Source organism: Paenibacillus sp. G2S3 (assembly GCF_030123105.1).
Lineage (GTDB): Bacteria > Bacillota > Bacilli > Paenibacillales > Paenibacillaceae > Paenibacillus_AQ.
In genome coordinates, this window is sequence record NZ_CP126095.1 from 6414238 (window position 1) to 6432519 (window position 18282).

The 18282-nt window shown below is 45.4% G+C and carries 19 protein-coding genes; 11 read left to right on the forward strand and 8 right to left on the reverse strand.

Annotation, left to right across the window (positions count from 1 at the left end; genetic code table 11):
* Positions 1-140: 140 nt before the first annotated feature.
* The gene (locus QNH28_RS28355; protein WP_283909461.1) at positions 141-1565 is read right to left on the reverse strand and encodes an ABC transporter substrate-binding protein; all 1425 of its coding nucleotides are present in this window, start codon (positions 1563-1565) and stop codon (positions 141-143) included.
* A 332-nt stretch (positions 1566-1897) separates the two neighbouring features.
* Positions 1898-2902 (reverse strand): LacI family DNA-binding transcriptional regulator, encoded by a 1005-nt coding sequence (locus tag QNH28_RS28360; protein WP_283909462.1) that lies wholly within the window; start codon positions 2900-2902, stop codon positions 1898-1900.
* A 256-nt stretch (positions 2903-3158) separates the two neighbouring features.
* Between QNH28_RS28360 and QNH28_RS28365 the strand changes: the two genes are divergently transcribed.
* The 4 genes from QNH28_RS28365 (at position 3159) to pepT (ending at position 7759) form a co-directional block, all read left to right on the forward strand.
* Entirely contained in the window at positions 3159-4172 is a 1014-nt protein-coding gene (locus QNH28_RS28365; RefSeq protein ID WP_283909463.1) for an LLM class flavin-dependent oxidoreductase, read from the forward strand.
* A gap of 476 nt (positions 4173-4648) precedes the next feature.
* On the forward strand, positions 4649-5743 hold the full coding sequence (locus tag QNH28_RS28370; protein ID WP_283909464.1) for a hypothetical protein: 1095 nt from the start codon (positions 4649-4651) through the stop codon (positions 5741-5743).
* Between the two features lie 34 nt (positions 5744-5777).
* The gene (locus tag QNH28_RS28375) at positions 5778-6431 is read left to right on the forward strand and encodes a sortase (RefSeq protein WP_283909465.1); all 654 of its coding nucleotides are present in this window, start codon (positions 5778-5780) and stop codon (positions 6429-6431) included.
* A gap of 95 nt (positions 6432-6526) precedes the next feature.
* Positions 6527-7759, forward strand: coding sequence for a peptidase T (pepT, locus tag QNH28_RS28380; protein ID WP_283909466.1), 1233 nt, complete (start codon positions 6527-6529; stop codon positions 7757-7759).
* A gap of 96 nt (positions 7760-7855) precedes the next feature.
* Here the strand turns inward: pepT and QNH28_RS28385 are convergent, their stop codons facing one another.
* From QNH28_RS28385 to hxlA, 3 genes are all read right to left on the reverse strand, one after another.
* Positions 7856-8233, reverse strand: coding sequence for a winged helix-turn-helix transcriptional regulator (locus QNH28_RS28385; protein ID WP_283909467.1), 378 nt, complete (start codon positions 8231-8233; stop codon positions 7856-7858).
* An 85-nt stretch (positions 8234-8318) separates the two neighbouring features.
* Positions 8319-8876, reverse strand: coding sequence for a 6-phospho-3-hexuloisomerase (gene hxlB, locus QNH28_RS28390; RefSeq protein WP_283909468.1), 558 nt, complete (start codon positions 8874-8876; stop codon positions 8319-8321).
* 7 nt (positions 8877-8883) lie between these two features.
* Complete coding sequence (hxlA, locus tag QNH28_RS28395) at positions 8884-9516, reverse strand: 3-hexulose-6-phosphate synthase (RefSeq protein ID WP_283909469.1); 633 nt, start codon at positions 9514-9516, stop codon at positions 8884-8886.
* A gap of 264 nt (positions 9517-9780) precedes the next feature.
* On the opposite strand from hxlA, the gene QNH28_RS28400 reads away from it, so the two are divergent.
* From QNH28_RS28400 to QNH28_RS28425, 6 genes are all read left to right on the forward strand, one after another.
* On the forward strand, positions 9781-11172 hold the full coding sequence (locus tag QNH28_RS28400) for an MATE family efflux transporter (protein ID WP_283909470.1): 1392 nt from the start codon (positions 9781-9783) through the stop codon (positions 11170-11172).
* Positions 11173-11319: 147 nt separating this feature from the next.
* Positions 11320-12996: a GAF domain-containing sensor histidine kinase gene (locus QNH28_RS28405; RefSeq protein ID WP_283909471.1), complete on the forward strand. Its 1677-nt coding sequence runs from the start codon at positions 11320-11322 to the stop codon at positions 12994-12996.
* Between the two features lie 16 nt (positions 12997-13012).
* On the forward strand, positions 13013-13705 hold the full coding sequence (locus tag QNH28_RS28410) for a response regulator (RefSeq protein ID WP_283909472.1): 693 nt from the start codon (positions 13013-13015) through the stop codon (positions 13703-13705).
* Between the two features lie 151 nt (positions 13706-13856).
* Positions 13857-14420 (forward strand): NADPH-dependent FMN reductase, encoded by a 564-nt coding sequence (locus QNH28_RS28415; RefSeq protein ID WP_283909473.1) that lies wholly within the window; start codon positions 13857-13859, stop codon positions 14418-14420.
* Complete coding sequence (locus QNH28_RS28420; RefSeq protein WP_283909474.1) at positions 14417-14833, forward strand: VOC family protein; 417 nt, start codon at positions 14417-14419, stop codon at positions 14831-14833. Before QNH28_RS28415 ends, QNH28_RS28420 begins: the two co-directional genes overlap by 4 nt.
* A gap of 94 nt (positions 14834-14927) precedes the next feature.
* Positions 14928-15389, forward strand: coding sequence for a VOC family protein (locus QNH28_RS28425; protein WP_283909475.1), 462 nt, complete (start codon positions 14928-14930; stop codon positions 15387-15389).
* Between the two features lie 106 nt (positions 15390-15495).
* Here QNH28_RS28425 and QNH28_RS28430 read toward each other — a convergent pair whose 3' ends face one another.
* From QNH28_RS28430 to QNH28_RS28440, 3 genes are all read right to left on the reverse strand, one after another.
* Positions 15496-15726, reverse strand: a complete 231-nt coding sequence (locus QNH28_RS28430) for a cold-shock protein (protein ID WP_042131520.1) — start codon at positions 15724-15726, stop codon at positions 15496-15498.
* 114 nt (positions 15727-15840) lie between these two features.
* The gene (locus QNH28_RS28435; RefSeq protein WP_019914790.1) at positions 15841-16041 is read right to left on the reverse strand and encodes a cold-shock protein; all 201 of its coding nucleotides are present in this window, start codon (positions 16039-16041) and stop codon (positions 15841-15843) included.
* A gap of 258 nt (positions 16042-16299) precedes the next feature.
* Positions 16300-16578 carry a hypothetical protein gene (locus QNH28_RS28440; RefSeq protein WP_060626091.1) on the reverse strand — a complete coding sequence of 93 codons (279 nt, stop codon included), beginning with the start codon at positions 16576-16578 and terminating at the stop codon, positions 16300-16302.
* Between the two features lie 239 nt (positions 16579-16817).
* Here QNH28_RS28440 and gdhA point away from each other — a divergent pair, with 239 nt between their 5' ends.
* Positions 16818-18203 carry an NADP-specific glutamate dehydrogenase gene (gene gdhA, locus QNH28_RS28445; RefSeq protein WP_042192743.1) on the forward strand — a complete coding sequence of 462 codons (1386 nt, stop codon included), beginning with the start codon at positions 16818-16820 and terminating at the stop codon, positions 18201-18203.
* The last annotated feature ends 79 nt before the right edge of the window (positions 18204-18282 follow it).

Below are 18282 nucleotides of genomic sequence, written 5' to 3' on the forward strand. Positions count from 1 at the left end.
TGGTTGTGGTTGTGGCTGTGATTGTGCACCCATATTAGCTCCAGCTCCTCCTATACTCGCGCTTTGGAAAACAAAAAGAGGGGCAGAGAACCTTCAAATCTCGCTGCCCCTCTTTTAACTGTGTGCTTTTGAATATTAGGTTAGTTGTTCCAGCCAGACTGGATTTGCTCTAACGCCTGATCCAGCGTCGCTGTACCACTCACGTAGTCGGTCATACCCTTCCAGAAGGTCCCTGCACCCACTTTGCCCGGCATCAGGTCTGAGCCATCAAAGCGGAGTGTGGAAGCATCTTGAACCAACTTCGCCATACGGCGGTCGGATTCAGAAGTGTACCAGTCAAGGGAGGCATCATTCATTGGAGCAATTACGCCGCCAGACTGTACCCAGCTCTTAATGGACTCACCAGTCGTGAAGAATTCCATAACTGCACGAACTTCAGGACGATCGTTAAACATAGCGTAGATATCGCCAGCAACTAGCACTGGTTTGCCATATTGAGGATCAATAGGCGGCAGGTAGAACCAATCATAATCTACGTCAACCTTTGCCGTTTCAGGGAAGAAGCTTGTAATAAAGTTGCCGAGCATATTAAACCATGCTTTAGGAGGATTATTGAACATTGGCGCTGGAGCATCCCCGAACGATGTCGTCACAATGGATTTAGCACCACCGTAAACATAATCCTTGTTGAGCCAGATTTTGGACATAACTTCTACTGCATTCTTCACTTCTGGAGAGGTAAATGGCAGCTCACCCTTTACCCATTTATCGTAGTTCTCAGGTGTAGTTGTGCGCAGCATTATATTTTCTACCCAGTCTGTTGCTGGCCAGCCTGTTGCAGCACCACTCTCGATTCCAATAGCCCAAGCAGGATCACCGTCTTTAGCAATTTGTTCTGTCAGAGCCATCATCTCATCCCATGTCTCAGGAACCTTGTAGCCTGCTTCATCAAATTGCTTCTTTGGATACCAGACCAAGCTCTTTACGTTACTGCGGTTCCAGATCCCCGCCATGATCTTGCCGTCTTTCCCATCCATGTTAGACATATCGAGCCAGCTCTTGTTGTAATTAGCCGTCAATTTAGCTTGATCCAGCACATTAGTTAAATCGATAACCTTGCCAGTCTTAGCAATGGAGGCTAGCAGTCCCGGCTGCGGGAAGTCAGCGATATCCGGAGCATTTCCCCCATCTACTCGAATGTTTATCGTAGCTTCGAACTCTTTTGAGCCCTCGTATTGAATATCAATTCCTGTCTTCTCTTCAAACTCTTTAATACTATTCTCAAATTTCACTTGGTCCGCATCTACAAAGGGGCCGAACATCGTTACTTTAGTTCCTTTATAGTCCCCTTTCATAGCTAGCTCTAGCGGAGACCCCGCAGGCTCGGTACTAGGAGCAGCTGTAGCTTCCGCGGTGTTATCTGCTGTTGGGCTGGCAGTTGCTGCAGGTGGATCTGTAGTTGCTGCATTGTTGCTATTACCTCCGCCACATGCACTCAGCATCATAGTGAAGGATAAACACAGTACTAAAGCCAATGACTTTTTACGTCCTGAGGTTTTCTTCATCTTTTGTACATCCCCTTTAATGGTTTTAGAGATTGCTTCTGACTCAATCATCCGGTACCCTGGCATGTATAAGCAGCTTGTAGCAGACCACCTCCTTGCAAAGCTTTTCAAGATCAAAGGATCTATCCTAAAAAAGAATCGAATCACAAGTTCCACTTAATTGCAGCGCTTACATTTGTTATAGTATCACATAAAGTAAGCGTTTCCAATCCATATTTAAAATGTTTTGGTAAAAATTATTATTATTGTCCAAGCAAATATTCAAATGTTAATTAAGAAGCGTGTACGATTCTGAAAAGCTTTTCAGAAGGTGGTACAAAAGTGAACTACCCTTACTTCTCCCGTGTAGATTCCCGCACAATCAGCTTATGCTCCATCTTCTCATTCAATACCTGCACTTCTCCTGTTGTAAGCAATTCATGCAGCTTCTCGGCTGCACGATACCCTAACTCGTAAATTGGCTGTGCAATCGTAGTTAGCTTCGGGATGAACATACTCGACATCCTTAGATTATCAAACCCAACCACGGATACCTGACCCGGAACAAGAATATTACGATCCTTCAGATAAGAAATCGTCCCCATCGCGAATTCATCAGCAACACAGAAAACAGCAGTTAGCTCAGGGTAATCGGTAAATAGTTCATGTGCAGCTTGATAAGCATGTTCAAACCGATGACTAGCATATTTGCTCTTCTCAATATTCTGCTGTAACCCCGACTCTGTTAGTGCTCTTACAAATCCCTCATAACGTGGTGGTCCTGATACGGAATTATCATGGTTAAAACCAATCATACCAATGTCTTTATGACCTAAATCAATTAGGAACTTTACCGCATCATAGGCAGCCGCTTCATCATCCACCTCCACACTTGGAATGTCGAATTGATCGGAATGCGAGGACACTAGTACAAATGGAATTCTACAACCTTCCAATTTGTCATGATATTCAGGGTAAAGAAAATCACTGGCGAATACAATGCCATCCACCTGTTTCTCATGGAAGTTATCAATATAGGACAGTAGTCGTTCTTTGTCGCGGTCCGTATTGCAGATCATTAAACTGTACCCAAGCTTGATGCAAGCATCCTGCATCCCCCGAATCACCCCTGCGAAATACAGGTTCTCAATATCCGGAATAAGCAGACCCAGTGTAAAGGACTTCTTGTAAATCAGACCACGTGCAAATGAATTAGGTTGATACCGCAATCGTTCTACAGCCTCCATCACTCGATTCCGTTTGCTCTCCACTACCGAATTCGGTGCATTCATAACACGTGATACTGTGCTAATCGACACCTCGGCCATTCTGGCAACATCTCTTATGGTTGGCTTCATAATGATAACTTCCTTTTTTAGGGAACTTTTCGAAGTGATTATAGCAAGCCCGATGGGAAATAACAATAGAATTTTTGAAGCGCTTACATTATTTTTAAAAATTCATCTTCTCCTCCTCTTTCTTCACTTGGAAGACTGACAGCTTACTTAAAGTGTGTATATAGTTTTATTACATGGTATACTAGCCGAGTAGCGATATTCGTAGCTACAAATACTGCTCTATGAGCATAGAGCATTTATTATAGGAGGGATAACATTGAAACAACCTCGTGACATTCGATTCTCCGTACTGGACCTGGCTTCTATTGTGGAAGGAGGGACCGCGGCAGACTCTTTTCATAACTCTCTAGATTTAGCGCGGCACACTGAGAAGTGGGGCTATCATCGGTATTGGTTCGCTGAACATCATAATATGATCGGCGTTGCCAGCTCTGCTACCTCACTTTTGATCGGACATATTGCTGGTGGAACCCAAAGTATACGTGTTGGCTCTGGTGGCATTATGCTATCCAACCACGCACCACTTGTTATTGCCGAACAATTCGGGACACTCGAATCACTATATCCGGGACGGATCGATCTTGGACTGGGCAGAGCACCGGGATCTGATCAACCAGCTTCCCGTGCACTGCGTCGCGGCCTCGGAAGCGATGGCAGTGAATTCCCTGAGCAGCTAAGTGAGCTAAGAGCTTACTTCGACCCTGCGGGAGCAGGATCGCGCCCAGCTGGAGTGCGCGCGGTTCCTGGGGAAGGCTTAAATGTTCCTATCTGGCTTTTAGGCTCCAGCGGCTTTAGTGCTGAGCTAGCAGCCAAGCTTGGTTTGCCTTTTGCCTTTGCCAGCCATTTTGCACCTGAGTATTTACTTCAGGCGCTGCACATATATCACAGTAATTTCCGTCCATCAGAAGTACTAGATAAACCTTATGTTATGGTCGGACTCGGGGTTACAGCAGCCGATACCGTAGATGAGGCCAGAAAGCTAGCTACCTCACAGCAGCAGCAGTTCCTCAATATCATCCGTGGGCGTACAGGCAAGCTACAACCGCCTGTTGAAAGTATGGATGGGCTATGGACAGTACAAGAAAAAGCAATCATGCTCGATAAGCAGCGTTATTCTTTCTCTGGCGATAAAGCAGCGATTAAAGAACGACTTCAAGACATTCTGAAAGAGACACAAGCAGATGAATTGATTATCTCCGCAGGGATTTATGATCATGAAGCTCGTCTTCGTTCCTATGAAATTGTAGCTGAGGTTATGAAAGAACTGTAAGATTGTAATCTTAACGAGGCAAGACGATATCTGACTACAGGGAATTCTCCCGTTTCAGATATACGTCTTGTCTTTTTTTATTTGTTTTCGAAATCGTTCTTAATAAAACACTACCAAGATATAAAAAATCTTAAAAATAAAGAGATATAGAGAGAAATCAACAGATAAATAGATCTGAGACTTATTATTTAACCAAATATGATGGAATTAGTAGTAATATATCATTTTTCTTTGGATATTATTTTGATTATACTTTATATATTCGCTATAACGAACGTTTTCTATTTTATTAACGCCGTCCTCTCCTTTCGTTCTTCTGGAGATTTCGGCGTAGATGCAGCGAAGTAGTACCTTGCGAAACTACTTATTTCGACAATGTAAGATGGAATAATCGATTTGAACGGAGAATTTTGCCGGAAGCCCGCACATTTTGTTCGCCAACAGCTAATTGGGCTCAGGAGAGAGGAGCGAGGAAAGTGAAGAAGAAATATCGCTCGGCCTTCATTGCTGCTTATGCTCTGATTATTCTAGTAGGAGTAATATGGCAGGCTGGAGGGGTAAGCGCTCAGGATACCATTAAGCTTACTGTGAATTCTCATAGCACGAGTACAGCCACCATGAACAATATGAAGCCTGGTGACGAAATGAGCTCAGAGTACACGATTATTAATGATGGCACAGAAGGCTTTGATTACTTTGTGGACTTTAAATTCATCTCTGGAGACGTAGAGTTGTACAATATCCTCCAAATGACACTCGAAAAAGAGGGAGTAATCATCTATTCGGGAGTAATGAGTGAGGCAGCTGGCAGAGTGACTATCGGTTCACTTGCTGGAGGTGAGCAGAGTGTCATCCACATGGATGTAACTTTCCCATGGGAAGCCGGCAACGAATACCAAGGGAAGGCCACAACCGTAGCTTTTGAATTCTCCGCTTCCGGAGAACCAGGTCCATCCGCCGAGCCTACTTCAACACCAACGCCAACAGCGACGGTTGCACCTACACCTGATCCATCACCTACAGCTACAGCTACAGCTACAGCTACAGCTACAGCTACAACTGAACCGACCACAACACCTACTGAAACACCATCAGCTACACCTGAAGCTTCACCGACACCTACAGTTGCACCAACCACAACACCTACAGATTCACCAACGACTACTGCTTCGCCAACTACGACACCTACGGATTCACCACCAGCTACAACTTCACCTACAGCTATCGTGACACCAGGTCAATCGGCGCAACCAACACCATCGCCGACACCTACGGATTCACCACCTGCAGTAGATGAAATTAGCGTTACTGAAGAACCGATCCCAATGGGCGGAAGCGGTAATGAGTCTACACCTACAGCGTCACCAGGTGCTGGTAGCCAAACCACCAATGCAACACCTCAGCCAAGCGATGAAGTATCGTTACCTGACGGAGAGATTCCTTTGGGAGCACCAGAGGCAGGGAACAAGCTTCCAAATACCGCTGAGCCTTGGTACAACTTAATTCTTGCCAGCTTAGCTATTGCAGTAATCAGCGTAATCATCATGCGCAGATTGAGATCTAAGAAATAATAACAATTAGTAACATAAGTCTGGAGGAGAGAGTATGAAAAAGCGTAATGGTGTTTTATTAGCCGTGAAGCTAATCTTCATACTCTCTTTAGTTGTGCTGATTTATTCGATCGTTCAAGTCGTCAAAGCCCCCATCGAGGCCAAGCAGGCTCTAAATGATTGGGCAAAAAAGAGGGAGGAAGCCATCGCTCGTCCCCTTCCAAACGAAGAAAATCCTCTTCCCAAAGGAATGGTCAGTTCTCCAAAAGAACAACCAACTTCATCTCCTTCCTATAAAGAGGGTGAGGTGATTGGAGAAATCCGCTTCCCTACCTTAAATAAGAAGGTGGCTATTCTGGAGGGTACAGAAAGCCCTGAGTTAAAAAAAGGAGCTGGACACTATATAGGTAGCGCAGCCATCGGTGCCGTCGGTAATAACGTGCTTGCTGGACACCGCGATACCGTATTTCGCAATCTAGGAGAACTTGTCACAGGTGATCTGATCGAACTGGAAAGCATGGACGGTACATTCACCTATGAAGTCACAGGCAGTACGATTGTAGACGGGAATGAACGCGGCGCAATAAAACCAAGCGATAAGGCTATTCTCACCTTGATCACCTGTTATCCTTTTTCATACGTGGGGTCAGCACCGGACCGGTATTTACTTTCAGCGAAGCTAGTGAAGCAAGAAACATCGCCTCATTAAAGCTAATCTTAACTCTTAATCTTCTTCCTCAGGGATGAGACCGGATATGGAAAGTGATACTATATAGATACAACAGTAATGAGGAGATGACCATTGTGAAAAAAGAGGTTATAGAACGGTTTATTTCGTATGCCCAAATGGATACCCAATCGAACGAGGATAATGAGACTTGTCCTTCCACTCCGGGGCAAATGGTGCTGGCCCACAAGCTGGTCGAAGAGCTCAAGGAAATCGGCATGGATGAAGTGCAGGTGGACGAGCATGGGTATGTCATGGCTACGCTCCCAGCCAATACGGAGAAGAATGTTCCAACCATTGGTTTTTTGGCGCATCTCGATACAGCAACTGATTTCACAGGAACTAATGTAAAGCCGCAAATCGTGGAGAACTACGATGGCAAAGATATTCTTTTGAACAAAGAACTAAATGTTGTATTGTCCACAACGAGCTTTCCAGAGCTGGCAGAATATAAGGGTCATACATTAATTACAACCGATGGTACCACCCTGCTTGGCGCAGACAATAAAGCCGGTATTGCCGAGATTATGACAGCTATGAATTACCTTCTTCAGCATCCTGAAATCAAGCATGGCAAAATTAGAGTCGCCTTCACACCGGACGAAGAAATTGGCCGCGGCCCTCATAAATTTGACGTAGCTGCTTTTAATGCTTCCTATGCTTACACTGTGGACGGTGGCCCTCTCGGAGAACTAGAGTACGAAAGCTTTAATGCTGCTTCTGCCAAAATCTCAGTTTACGGCGTCAATGTTCACCCTGGTACCGCAAAGGGAAAAATGATCCATTCCGCAAAAATCGCAATGGCGCTCCATCTTAGACTCCCTTCTGAGGAAGCTCCAGAATTCACAGACGGTTATGATGGCTTCTACCACCTAAGCTCCATAGAAGGCACTCCGGAGTTCAGCAAGCTCCAATATATTATCCGTGACTTCGACCGTGAGAAATTCGAGGCACGTAAAGCCTATATTTCTGCCATCGTAGATGAATTCAAGAGCATCCATGGTGAAGAGAACATCGTGCTTGAAATGAAAGACCAATATTACAACATGCGCGAAAAAATCGAACCGGTGCGCCATATCGTTGATATTGCCCATGAGGCGATGGAAAACCTGAACATCACACCGATCATCCGCCCGATTCGCGGAGGAACAGACGGTTCGCAGCTCTCCTATATGGGCTTGCCGACACCTAATATATTCACCGGGGGCGAAAATTTCCACGGCAAATTCGAATATGCCTCTGCTGACAACATGGAAAAAGCGGTAAACGTTATCGTCGAGATTGCCAAGCTGTTCGAACAAAAAGCCTAAATCGTAATTCACATCACTCCATATTGAACAAAAAAATCCCTGAAAAGGTCGATCCAGACCTTTCAGGGATTATTAACGTCCAAAGTCTATTCGATATTAGCGTCTTTCTTCCGGCGGCGTGTCTTTCCAGATCACGTTTTCTCCGTAATTCTTACCCCAATCATACATCAATCGAAGGACGGGAAGCAGACTCTGTCCATATGAAGTCAGGGAATACTCAACTTTTGGAGGAACCTCGGCATACACTTTCCGAAGAACCAACTGATCTTCTTCAAGCTCGCGAAGCTGATTGGTCAACATTTTTTGCGTGATATGAGGAATTAACTTCTTTAGCTCGCTGAACCGCTTCGTTCCTTCAAGCCCAAGATGCCACAGGATAATCAGCTTCCATTTGCCTCCAATCACCGCAAGCGTCAATTCCTTCTCGCAGTTAATTTCCTTTAAATTGATGCGATCTTTAATCTCGGTTGCCATACCTAAAGCGCCTCCTCTCTCCTGTTATCATACTAACACAAAAACGAATAACCTCCTTACTAGGAAGGCATTCGTTTCTGAACTCTCACTCTAAATTAGCATGCTTGCCGAACATCTGCTTAGTGGTCTGCCCCGTCTTCTCCATCATCCGCAGAATCACCGCATCGTAAAAGACTAACATCGTCTGTTCGAATAAAGAAGCCATCGGTTGAATCGTGCTGTAGCTTCCGCTCGCTTGATCTTTTGTAGACCCCGGCAGCTTCACTACATAGCTCGCTAAACGTCCGACATTCGAGTCCGGCGCAATCGTAACGGCAATAACCTCTGCACCCACTCCCTTGGCCTTCTCTGCCATAGAGATCAGCCCCTTCGTCTCTCCTGAACCGGAACCGAGCACAAGCACATCACCAGGCTCAATACCCGGGGTTACCGTTTCTCCCACGACGTACACTTCTTTACCGACATGCATGAGTCGCATGGCAAAAGCTCGTCCCATTAATCCTGATCTACCAGCCCCGGCCACAAATACCTTATTCGACTGAAGAAGCAGTTCAGCCATTCGTTCAGCCTCTTGATGATCAAGCTGAGAAATGGAGCGCTGAAGCTCCTCTATAATTTGCTGCGCATATTTCAATGTGTCCATTGTAATCTTAAGCCTGGTTAACTAGACGTTTCATTTCTGCCGCTGCAGCCTTTTGATCAGCCTCACCCGTAATGCCTCCACCAACGATAACAAGATCAGGATTCGCTGCAATAACTTCCGGAAGCGTACTTAGCTTAATACCCCCAGCGATAGCGGTTTTAGCCTGTTTAACCACACTCTTAATTGCATTCAAATCCGCAAAAGAATTTTTCCCTTCCGCCTGATGGTCATATCCAGAGTGTACGCAGACATAGTCTACGCCAAGTGCGTCTACTTCAGCCGCTCTTGACTTAATATCTTTTACATTGATCAGGTCAACCAGAATCTCTCTATTCGTCTTCTTAGCTTCCTCCACCGCACCTCGAATGGTAGCATCATCAGATACACCAAGCACAGTAACGATATCAGCACCAGCTTCTGCCGCCTTCATCACTTCATATCCACCAGCATCCATGATTTTCAAATCAGCCAATACTGTCAAAGCAGGAAATGCTTCCTTTATTGCTTTCACCGCATGCAAGCCTTCATTAATAACGATAGGTGTTCCAATTTCAACGATATCTATATATTCAGCAACCTCTGAGACAATCGCTTTCGCTCCCGCAATATCCACTAGATCCAGCGCTAATTGTAATTTCATATTTATTTGCACTCCTCGTTAATATATTTTAGTAAGTCATGTACAAATTGTAGATCCTTACATCCCTTAGGGGAAGTAGGCACTTTATTGTGATGTAGTTACCTGGAGGATACTAATGTGCCCTTACTGGCTTTAACTTTGCAGCAATTAATAACGTGATGTCATATTTTTTGTAAAAGTACTGCATTTTCATGAAAGCTGTGCTAACATTACAGTTTGTTTATGGAATAATAGGAAATTTATCATAATGTAAGAAGGTGTATAATGAAGCACAATAATCACCAGCAATTCAACCTGGTCAAACTAACTTGGCCGATATTCCTGGAACTGTTCCTATTTATGCTCATGGGCAGTGTGGATACTTTTATGATTAGCTCCGTATCGGACGATGCCGTATCGGGTGTTGGCGCAGCGAATCAGATTATCGCGATGGCTATTTTAGTTCTCAGTGTCATTGGTAACGGCGCAGCGATTGTGGTCTCCCAATATCTCGGTTCCAAAAAACCTCTGGAAGCCGCTCAAGTGACCGGCAATGCCATTACCCTAAACCTGTTAGTAGGAATTCTCCTAAGTACACTTTTGCTGATATTCGGAGGGACTCTACTAACTGCCCTGAATGTAAAAGGGGATATTCTCGTTTATGCTAAATCCTATATACATATTGTCGGGGGCGGTATTTTTCTCCAAGCATTAATCAATGCTCTGGCGACCACAATCCGTACGCACGGTTTCACTAAACAGACGATGGTCGTATCCTTGCTGATGAACATCATTCACGTGGTGGGTAACTACTTACTCATCTATGGTCATTTTGGACTTCCAGCGTTAGGTGTCGAAGGTGCAGCTATCTCAACGGTTGTCAGTCGTTTTATCTGTCTTATTATTTTCTTCTTACTGCTCTACAGAGTGATGGAGGTACGGGTGAAGTTAACCTACTACATTCATCTTTCCAAAAAATATGTGCAGCAAATTCTCAAAATCGGCATCCCTTCAGCGTTTGAATCGATTATTTATCAATCTTGTCAGCTCGTATTCACGCTGTATATTACCTATCTGGGCGCCGAGGCTATGGCCACTCGTCAATACGCGCTCAACATTTCCAATTATATTTATTTATTCAGTGTAGCTGTCTCCATGGGAACCTCCATAATCGTAGGTCATCTAGTGGGAGCTAGACGCCCCGGGGAGGCCTATAAGCGTGTATTCTCCAGTGTGAAGTGGGCACTTCTGGTCACAGTAATAATAGATGCTCTGGTGATTGTCTTCCGAGTACCGCTATTCGGTCTCTTCACAGACAACCAGAACATTATTATGATGGGGGCTCAGGTTATACTGCTTAGTTTCTTCCTAGAGACCGGGCGCACAACCAATTTGGTCATTATTAACTCACTACGCGCCTCGGGCGATGCGAAGTTTCCAGTATATATGGGACTGATCTCCATGGTCTGCATGAGCTTACCCCTTGGCTATTTCCTAGTGTTCCAGCTTAATCTAGGGTTAGCCGGGGTGTGGATTGCCACTGCGGCTGATGAGTGGACAAGAGCTGTCATTATGTATTTCCGCTGGAAGAGTCGGGCTTGGGAGAAACATGGACTTATTCAGCACGATGATGCAGAACACATCACGCCTTCCACTACCCCTGCAGCTGTAAATTAACGAATTCATTTAGGTGGTTCTTTAAGGTCACACCAGATCTTATGGGTCCACCTTTTTTATTGCTTCATGATTACATAAATTTTAGAATGAATGAAGCATTCTACGTTACAATAGATAGAACCTAATTAATCTAAAGGGGAGAACCTCATGCCGGAAGAAACCGGGATCCACGAGTTATTGACGCTCAAGACGATTGCGGAGACCTTAAACAGTTCCAATGAGCTCAAACCGATGCTCGATACAGTTATGGGCAAGCTGTTAGATCTAACAGGAAATACGGCAGGCTGGATCTTCCTGAGTGAAGAGAATATGGAGTATGAATTCGCCGCAGATCGAGGTTTGCCGCCAGCGCTGCAACGGGATAATAAACAGCCGATGCAGTATGGAAGCTGTTGGTGTTTAGACCGCCTATGGGACGGACGGCTAGAGCATGCTGTTAACATTCTAAACTGCAAGCGTCTAAGTAATGCCAGGCAATATAAATGGGGCGATACGTTGGGGATCACCCACCACGCCACTATCCCACTGTATTCAGGCGAACGCTACTTAGGGCTTATGAATGTAGCTGCACCAGGCAAAGCACATTACCCCGACAGTGAGCTGGCTCTACTACAATCCGTGGCCCTGCAAATTGGCAGTGCCATTGAACGCATGCAGTTATATAGCACCGAGCAGCGCCGTGCCAATCTGTATTCCAAATTAGGGGAATTCAGCGCTGCTTTGAATTTAACGGCTAGTGAATGCATCTCCCCAAGCATTCTGGTGGAGAAAACCACCGCCCTGATTGGCCAATATTTCGATTGGCCATTTGCAGCGATCATTGGACAACATGAGGGGAAATTCGAAGTACATGCAGCCGCTTATGCAGCTAATATAACACCTGAATTGGCTCCTTTTGAGCTCTCGGATACCTTTAAGAATCGTCTAAGGGATATTGCGAAAGGACACCGCTTCGCAACATTAACCTCTGACGAAGAACAGGAAATAACGAACTCATGCTGTTCCGAACAGCCTATTACAGAGCGAGTTGTAATGCTTGCCGTCCCCTTTCGGCAGATTACTGCACAAGGCTCAGCCATTCTGCTTATCACCTCGCCTAAAGCACTGGCCTCCGCAAACGCAGACGGAGAAGTACTCGAAGCGATTGCCGAGCATATTTCAGCCACACTGGAAAGTGTACAGCTCGGAGAGAAACGACGGGAAATCGCGCGTCTGGACGAGCGGAATCGACTGGCCCGTGACCTGCACGACTCGGTGAACCAGATTCTATTCTCCCTCTCGATGACGGCTAAAGGTGTGGAAAGCATGCTGAAGCAAGAGAACACCTCTCATCCGGCTGCTGAGGCGGTCCGCGATATTCAAGAGCTCTCTCAATCTGCACTCAAAGAAATGCGCGCTTTAATCATGCAGCTTCGTCCTGCAGGACTGGAAGCCGGGTTATTGACCGCACTGCAGACTCACGGTCAGCAACTAGGACTGCTGATACAGACTCAACGCAGCGGCGTTCTTGAACTTCCTCGCAATGTAGAAGAAGGGCTTCTGCGCATTGGTCAAGAAGCGCTCAACAATGTACGCAAGCACTCCGGAGCTTCTAAAGCTGAAGTTTCTCTGCATTTAAATGCTACCGAGGCGATACTGAGCATTGCCGATCAGGGCAAAGGCGGTGCCAAACGGCGCTGTAACACAGACACCAATGAATCGCTCGGCCTGCATATTATGAAGGAAAGAGCCGAGGCGCTCTATGGCCGTATTCAGATCCACAGCGAGGAGCATCAAGGCACAACGGTTGAGGTAACCATCCCTTTACCCCTCCAATCCACATGAAGTCGGGTGATCACAAATGACAATAGGTTTATTACTGGTCGACGACCATGCAATGGTTCGACGAGGGCTACAAGTGTTTCTCTCGACACAACCGGACATTAAGGTTATCGGAGAAGCGTCGAACGGCCGCGAGGCGCTAGAGAGAACGGCTGAGCTCCAGCCGGATATCATATTAATGGATTTGCATATGCCTGTTATGGACGGCATCGAGACAGCTAAACAGCTACGGATCTCCCATCCACAGGTCAAAATCATTGTGTTGACCTCCTTTTCGGATCAGGATCATGTACTTCCCGCTATCCGCGTAGGGATCAAAGGGTATTTACTAAAAGACATAGAACCAGAAGCGCTGGTAGTCGCCATCCGCAAGGTACACAGCGGTCAAGTCGAGCTGCATTCCGAAGCCGCCTGTCAACTGATGAGTCTCATGGCAGCTTCCACACCAGAGAAACTAGATGTTAGTAATTCAGATCTGAACAGCCTCAGTACAACACCATTTGCAATGACCGGGGCAGAGCTTCTTACTCCGCGTGAGCAGGAAGTATTAGACCTCATTGCGCTAGGCATGAGCAACAAAGAGATCGCCAGTAAGCTGGTCATCACCGAGAAGACCGTTAAGACACATGTCAGCCATGTACTGGGAAAGCTGAACTTGTCGGACCGGACTCAAGCTGCCATTTTTGCATTGAAAAACGGTTACAACTCATAGCCCCAAAGCTCATCTACAACTTTAGTCTTAGACGCTCAGCACAATGGCTGAGCGTTTTTATTATGCAGGTTCATTCCATGTGCTGACGTTAACAAATGTCGATTCAGCTATCATTGGTTTATAGCAATCGACCTTATAGGAGTGGATACAGATGAAAGTCATGATCCTGACAGGCAGCAATCGAAAAGAAGCGACCAGCACGAAGTTGGCAGAGCATGCCGCACATTTTATTAATCAGCAAGGCGAACAAGTTTCCCTGTTTAATCTCCATAAACGCCCGCTGCCCTTTTATTCACCAGATGAGTCTTACGCGGAGCATGAGCATCTAAGTGCCCTCCATCAAGAGATGCTAACTGCGAACGCAATCATCCTGATTACCCCGGAATACCACGGTTCCATGAGCGGCGTGATGAAAAATGCTCTCGACCATCTAGGCCAGACGCATTTCAACGGCAAAGTGGTATTGTCCGCTAGCTCAGCAGGTGGGGCTGTAGGTGTAAGCTCATTGCTTCAATTGCAGGCGGTTGTACGCAATCTACATGGGATTAATACGCCAGACTGGATCTCTATCGGCGGGATGCAGCGCAAGCGGTTCGAGGTTGAATACGACGGGTACGAGGGCGGTCAAGAAATTGAAGATCGCGTTCGCCTAGTCTTAGAATCGTTCCTAAATTTAGCTCGCAAAATCAATAGCCCGGTAGGTGCCGCTCTATGATCAAAGGACTGTTTGAAACCCATCTGAACGTGACTAACCTTGAACAATCTGCTCATTTCTACGAACATGTTCTGGGACTACCCTTAGCCCATTCAGAGAATACTGAGGGCCGCAAGCGGCGCTTTTACTGGATTGGAGAAGATCGTAATCAGGCCATGCTGGGAATTTGGGAGAAAGCACCCTCAGAGGTCGTGCGTCAGCATTTCGCTTTTCAAGTAACGCTTGAGGATTTGAAGCAGTCAGTATCCTATCTGAAGGCCAAAGGGATTGAAACCTCCAACTTTCAAGATGATGATAAGGGGCAATTGTATGTATTTGGCGGGATGCCAGCCGTATCGGTGTATTTCAGTGATCCAGATGGTCATTCTTTAGAGTGTTTAGCCGTACTGCCTGACCCCCCAGACCTGAGCTAGGATTGGTACCCTGGAAATAATGGCAAATCATACACGGAAGAACCTGGTAGTTATAAATAAAATTCAAGCTAAACCTGCACGAGGAGACGAGAATATGATAAAAGGACTATACGAAGCACATTTACCAGTAAATAATCTTGAGGTATCTATCGAATTTTATGAGAAATTGGGGTTAAAAATGGCTTGGCGGGATGAGGATACTGCATTCTTCTGGATTGAGGAGGGTCGGAGCTGGATTGGAATTTGGGAAGGCGAGGAAGTAGAAACTCCATACCATCCATCCTTGCGTCATCTCGCATTCCGCGTAACCTATGAAGATTTGAAGCAGTCCTTACAATGGCTGCAATCTATTGGAGTAGAGGCTGTCCCGTTCCGCAAACGAACTTCTGTCGAGCCTTTTATCCGCGCCTATCAAGGGAATGCCTCTGTGTACTTCAACGACCCTGACGGCAATAGCTTAGAATTCATGTGCCATGTAGAAGTTCCTGAACATTTAAAGCATCTCTCAGAGAATATCACCTTAACCGAGTGGGAGAAATTGCTCGACCATAAATAAAAAATACTCAAACAAAAAAACAGCTGCCCACCATCAAGGGTCCAGCTGTTTGAGTATGTTAGCTGTTTCTATTTAACCATCTCTAGCATGGTTTTAGTAAAGGCTGTTACTTAATCGTGATGCCTTTCTTCATAGCCTTCATATCTGAATTCGTGTTCACAAGCATTGGCAGTATCTTCATACTTCTCGTCATGGGAGAGTTACATTGCCAGCAGGTAGGTACATACTGAAATGCAAAATTATCGCGCATCCAACCGGTGCAACCTTCCTTGGTACAAGACCAAATGGCTGTGTCTTCCTGTGGAAGATCCTCCAGTGCTTTTTTACGAAAATACATAAGTACCCCTCCTTGGATCGAATCGAGACGATTTCGCCACCCTATTAGGGGCAGATTCATAAGAAAATAAAAAAGCTGCCCTCAACTTGTGTTAAGGGCAGCCTAATTTTCGAATTACAGTTTTACAACGTTTTCGGCTTGTGGTCCACGAGCGCCTTGAGTTACATTGAACTCAACGCGTTGGCCTTCGTCCAAAGATTTAAATCCGTCGCCTGTGATTGCGGAGAAGTGTACGAATACGTCGCTTCCACCTTCAACCTCGATAAAACCAAATCCTTTGTCTGCATTAAACCATTTAACTGTACCTGTTTGCATGATATTACCTCCAATATTTTATTTAACACATGTCCTTTTATTCCTACGTAGTGTACGAACAAATAAAAATTCACACATTGGAAAAGGACTCATACGCACAAATGATAACCTTTTACAATATGTGAATTAAGGGTTAAATTTATGATTAACTTCATTGTAACACACTAAATCACTGAATGCAATGTAAATGCCTACTTTTTTCATTCCGGCTCTATATCTTCTTATATTAAAGGCTTTAGAGCCGGAAATGTGCAAGGTTTAATCGATGTATCCTGCCAGTCCTTTATCCATTAAGTAATCCATCTCCGCATCAAGAATCGTCTCCACTGTGATTTCATCCAGCTTCACATCACGCTGGGCAACAACATAATCAACCAGATCATCATTGTCGATGTCTACCTCACCTTTGGCATTGGCCTTGGCGTTATTGATAAAGGTCTGTTCATGCTTCAATACTAAACGAATTAATTTAGGATCTACTTTGGTTTTGGCGGATAATACGGTTACTAATTCCTGCTCGTTTAATTTGTCACTCATTTTTTAAATTTCATCTCCCTACAATTATTACACATCCATTGTAGCATATTTCGCGCTTTAACGCGTCATTACACGAAGTATACCGCGGTTTGTTCACACTTTTCTTGCTATCACAGGCTCTACAACATTCCACTTCAGGTAAGTTATTTAATAAAAACAGTTGTGAGGAACATTGACTTGTGCCAAAATATAAAAAAAGTGTTGGACCAAATTGAATACTAGAAAAGGCGGTTGAATTCATGAGCTCTGTATCTTCCCAGCAATTAGACACAAACAGCAACAAGGCACATCGTTATATCGAAGACGTATACGCACAGGTTGTTGCGCGTAATCCTTTCGAGCCCGAATTCCATCAGGCTGTAAAGGAAATCCTTGAATCTTTGCTTCCAATCCTGGCTGCTGAACCTAAGTATCAGGAAAATGCCATTCTGGAAAGATTGGTTGAGCCAGAACGTTTGATTATGTTCCGTGTTCCTTGGACAGATGATCAAGGCAAGGTCAGAGTTAACCGTGGATATCGTGTACAGTTCAGCAGTGCCATTGGACCTTACAAAGGTGGACTTCGTTTTCACCCATCCGTTAATGCTAGTATTATCAAATTCCTCGGCTTCGAGCAAATCTTCAAAAACGCTCTTACCGGCCAACACATCGGCGGAGGTAAAGGCGGATCCGACTTTGATCCTAAAGGAAAATCCGAAGGCGAAATTATGCGTTTTGCACAAAGCTTCATGACTGAATTGCAAAATTATATCGGTCCTGACCAAGACGTTCCTGCAGGAGATATCGGTGTAGGTGGTCGTGAGATTGGCTACATGTACGGACAATACAAGCGGATCCGCGGAGGATATCCGGCTGGCGTATTGACTGGTAAAGGTATTGGTTACGGCGGAAGTCAGGCTCGGACAGAGGCTACTGGTTACGGTACAGTTTATTTCGTAAACGAGATGCTGAAAGCAAAAGGCCTATCCTTTGAAGGAAGTCGTGTTGTTGTTTCCGGTTCTGGTAACGTAGCGATCTATGCGATTGAAAAAGCTGTACAGCTAGGTGCAACAGTCGTAGCTTGTAGTGACTCCGCTGGATATATCTATGACGAAAACGGCATTAACCTCGAAACTGTCCGCCGCCTGAAAGAAGTCGAAAGAAAACGGATTAGTGAATATGTGAATGAACACCCTAACGCTGTGTATACCGAAGATTCCACGCAAATTTGGACTATTCCTTGCGATATCGCCCTTCCGAGTGCTACTCAGAATGAGATTGATGAAGCCATGGCATTGAAGCTGATTGAGAATGGTGTTAAAGCAGTAGGCGAAGGCGCCAACATGCCATCCACCCTTGAAGCTATTCACCAGTTCCAACAAGCTGGCGTGCTATTCGCACCTGCCAAAGCCGCTAATGCTGGCGGCGTAGCTGTATCTGCGCTTGAAATGGCCCAAAACAGCATGCGTATGTCCTGGAGCTTTGAAGAAGTTGATACGAAGCTGCATGAGATCATGGTTTCCATCTATCAACAGTCTGTAGATGCATCCGAGCAGTATGGACAGTCCGGCAACCTCGTTGCAGGAGCGAACATCGCTGGATTCAAAAAAGTAGCCGATGCTATGTTGGCTGAAGGCGTAATCTAATCAAGCATACGGCGTTGTGATCATACGAAGTCCCCGTAACCGGTGAGTAAGAAGCCGGGGACGGGGACTTTTTAATTCA

Coding starts and splice junctions, on each gene's coding strand:
- QNH28_RS28440 (WP_060626091.1), bottom strand. CDS start 16,578: ATGAGTGACAAATTAAACGAGCAGGAATTAGTAACCGTATTATCCGCC.
- QNH28_RS28410 (WP_283909472.1), top strand. CDS start 13,013: ATGACAATAGGTTTATTACTGGTCGACGACCATGCAATGGTTCGACGA.
- QNH28_RS28425 (WP_283909475.1), top strand. CDS start 14,928: ATGATAAAAGGACTATACGAAGCACATTTACCAGTAAATAATCTTGAG.
- QNH28_RS28355 (WP_283909461.1), bottom strand. CDS start 1,565: ATGAAGAAAACCTCAGGACGTAAAAAGTCATTGGCTTTAGTACTGTGT.
- QNH28_RS28400 (WP_283909470.1), top strand. CDS start 9,781: ATGAAGCACAATAATCACCAGCAATTCAACCTGGTCAAACTAACTTGG.
- QNH28_RS28420 (WP_283909474.1), top strand. CDS start 14,417: ATGATCAAAGGACTGTTTGAAACCCATCTGAACGTGACTAACCTTGAA.
- QNH28_RS28430 (WP_042131520.1), bottom strand. CDS start 15,726: ATGTATTTTCGTAAAAAAGCACTGGAGGATCTTCCACAGGAAGACACA.
- QNH28_RS28435 (WP_019914790.1), bottom strand. CDS start 16,041: ATGCAAACAGGTACAGTTAAATGGTTTAATGCAGACAAAGGATTTGGT.
- hxlA (WP_283909469.1), bottom strand. CDS start 9,516: ATGAAATTACAATTAGCGCTGGATCTAGTGGATATTGCGGGAGCGAAA.
- QNH28_RS28360 (WP_283909462.1), bottom strand. CDS start 2,902: ATGAAGCCAACCATAAGAGATGTTGCCAGAATGGCCGAGGTGTCGATT.
- QNH28_RS28415 (WP_283909473.1), top strand. CDS start 13,857: ATGAAAGTCATGATCCTGACAGGCAGCAATCGAAAAGAAGCGACCAGC.
- QNH28_RS28375 (WP_283909465.1), top strand. CDS start 5,778: ATGAAAAAGCGTAATGGTGTTTTATTAGCCGTGAAGCTAATCTTCATA.
- gdhA (WP_042192743.1), top strand. CDS start 16,818: ATGAGCTCTGTATCTTCCCAGCAATTAGACACAAACAGCAACAAGGCA.
- hxlB (WP_283909468.1), bottom strand. CDS start 8,876: ATGGACACATTGAAATATGCGCAGCAAATTATAGAGGAGCTTCAGCGC.
- QNH28_RS28385 (WP_283909467.1), bottom strand. CDS start 8,233: ATGGCAACCGAGATTAAAGATCGCATCAATTTAAAGGAAATTAACTGC.
- QNH28_RS28405 (WP_283909471.1), top strand. CDS start 11,320: ATGCCGGAAGAAACCGGGATCCACGAGTTATTGACGCTCAAGACGATT.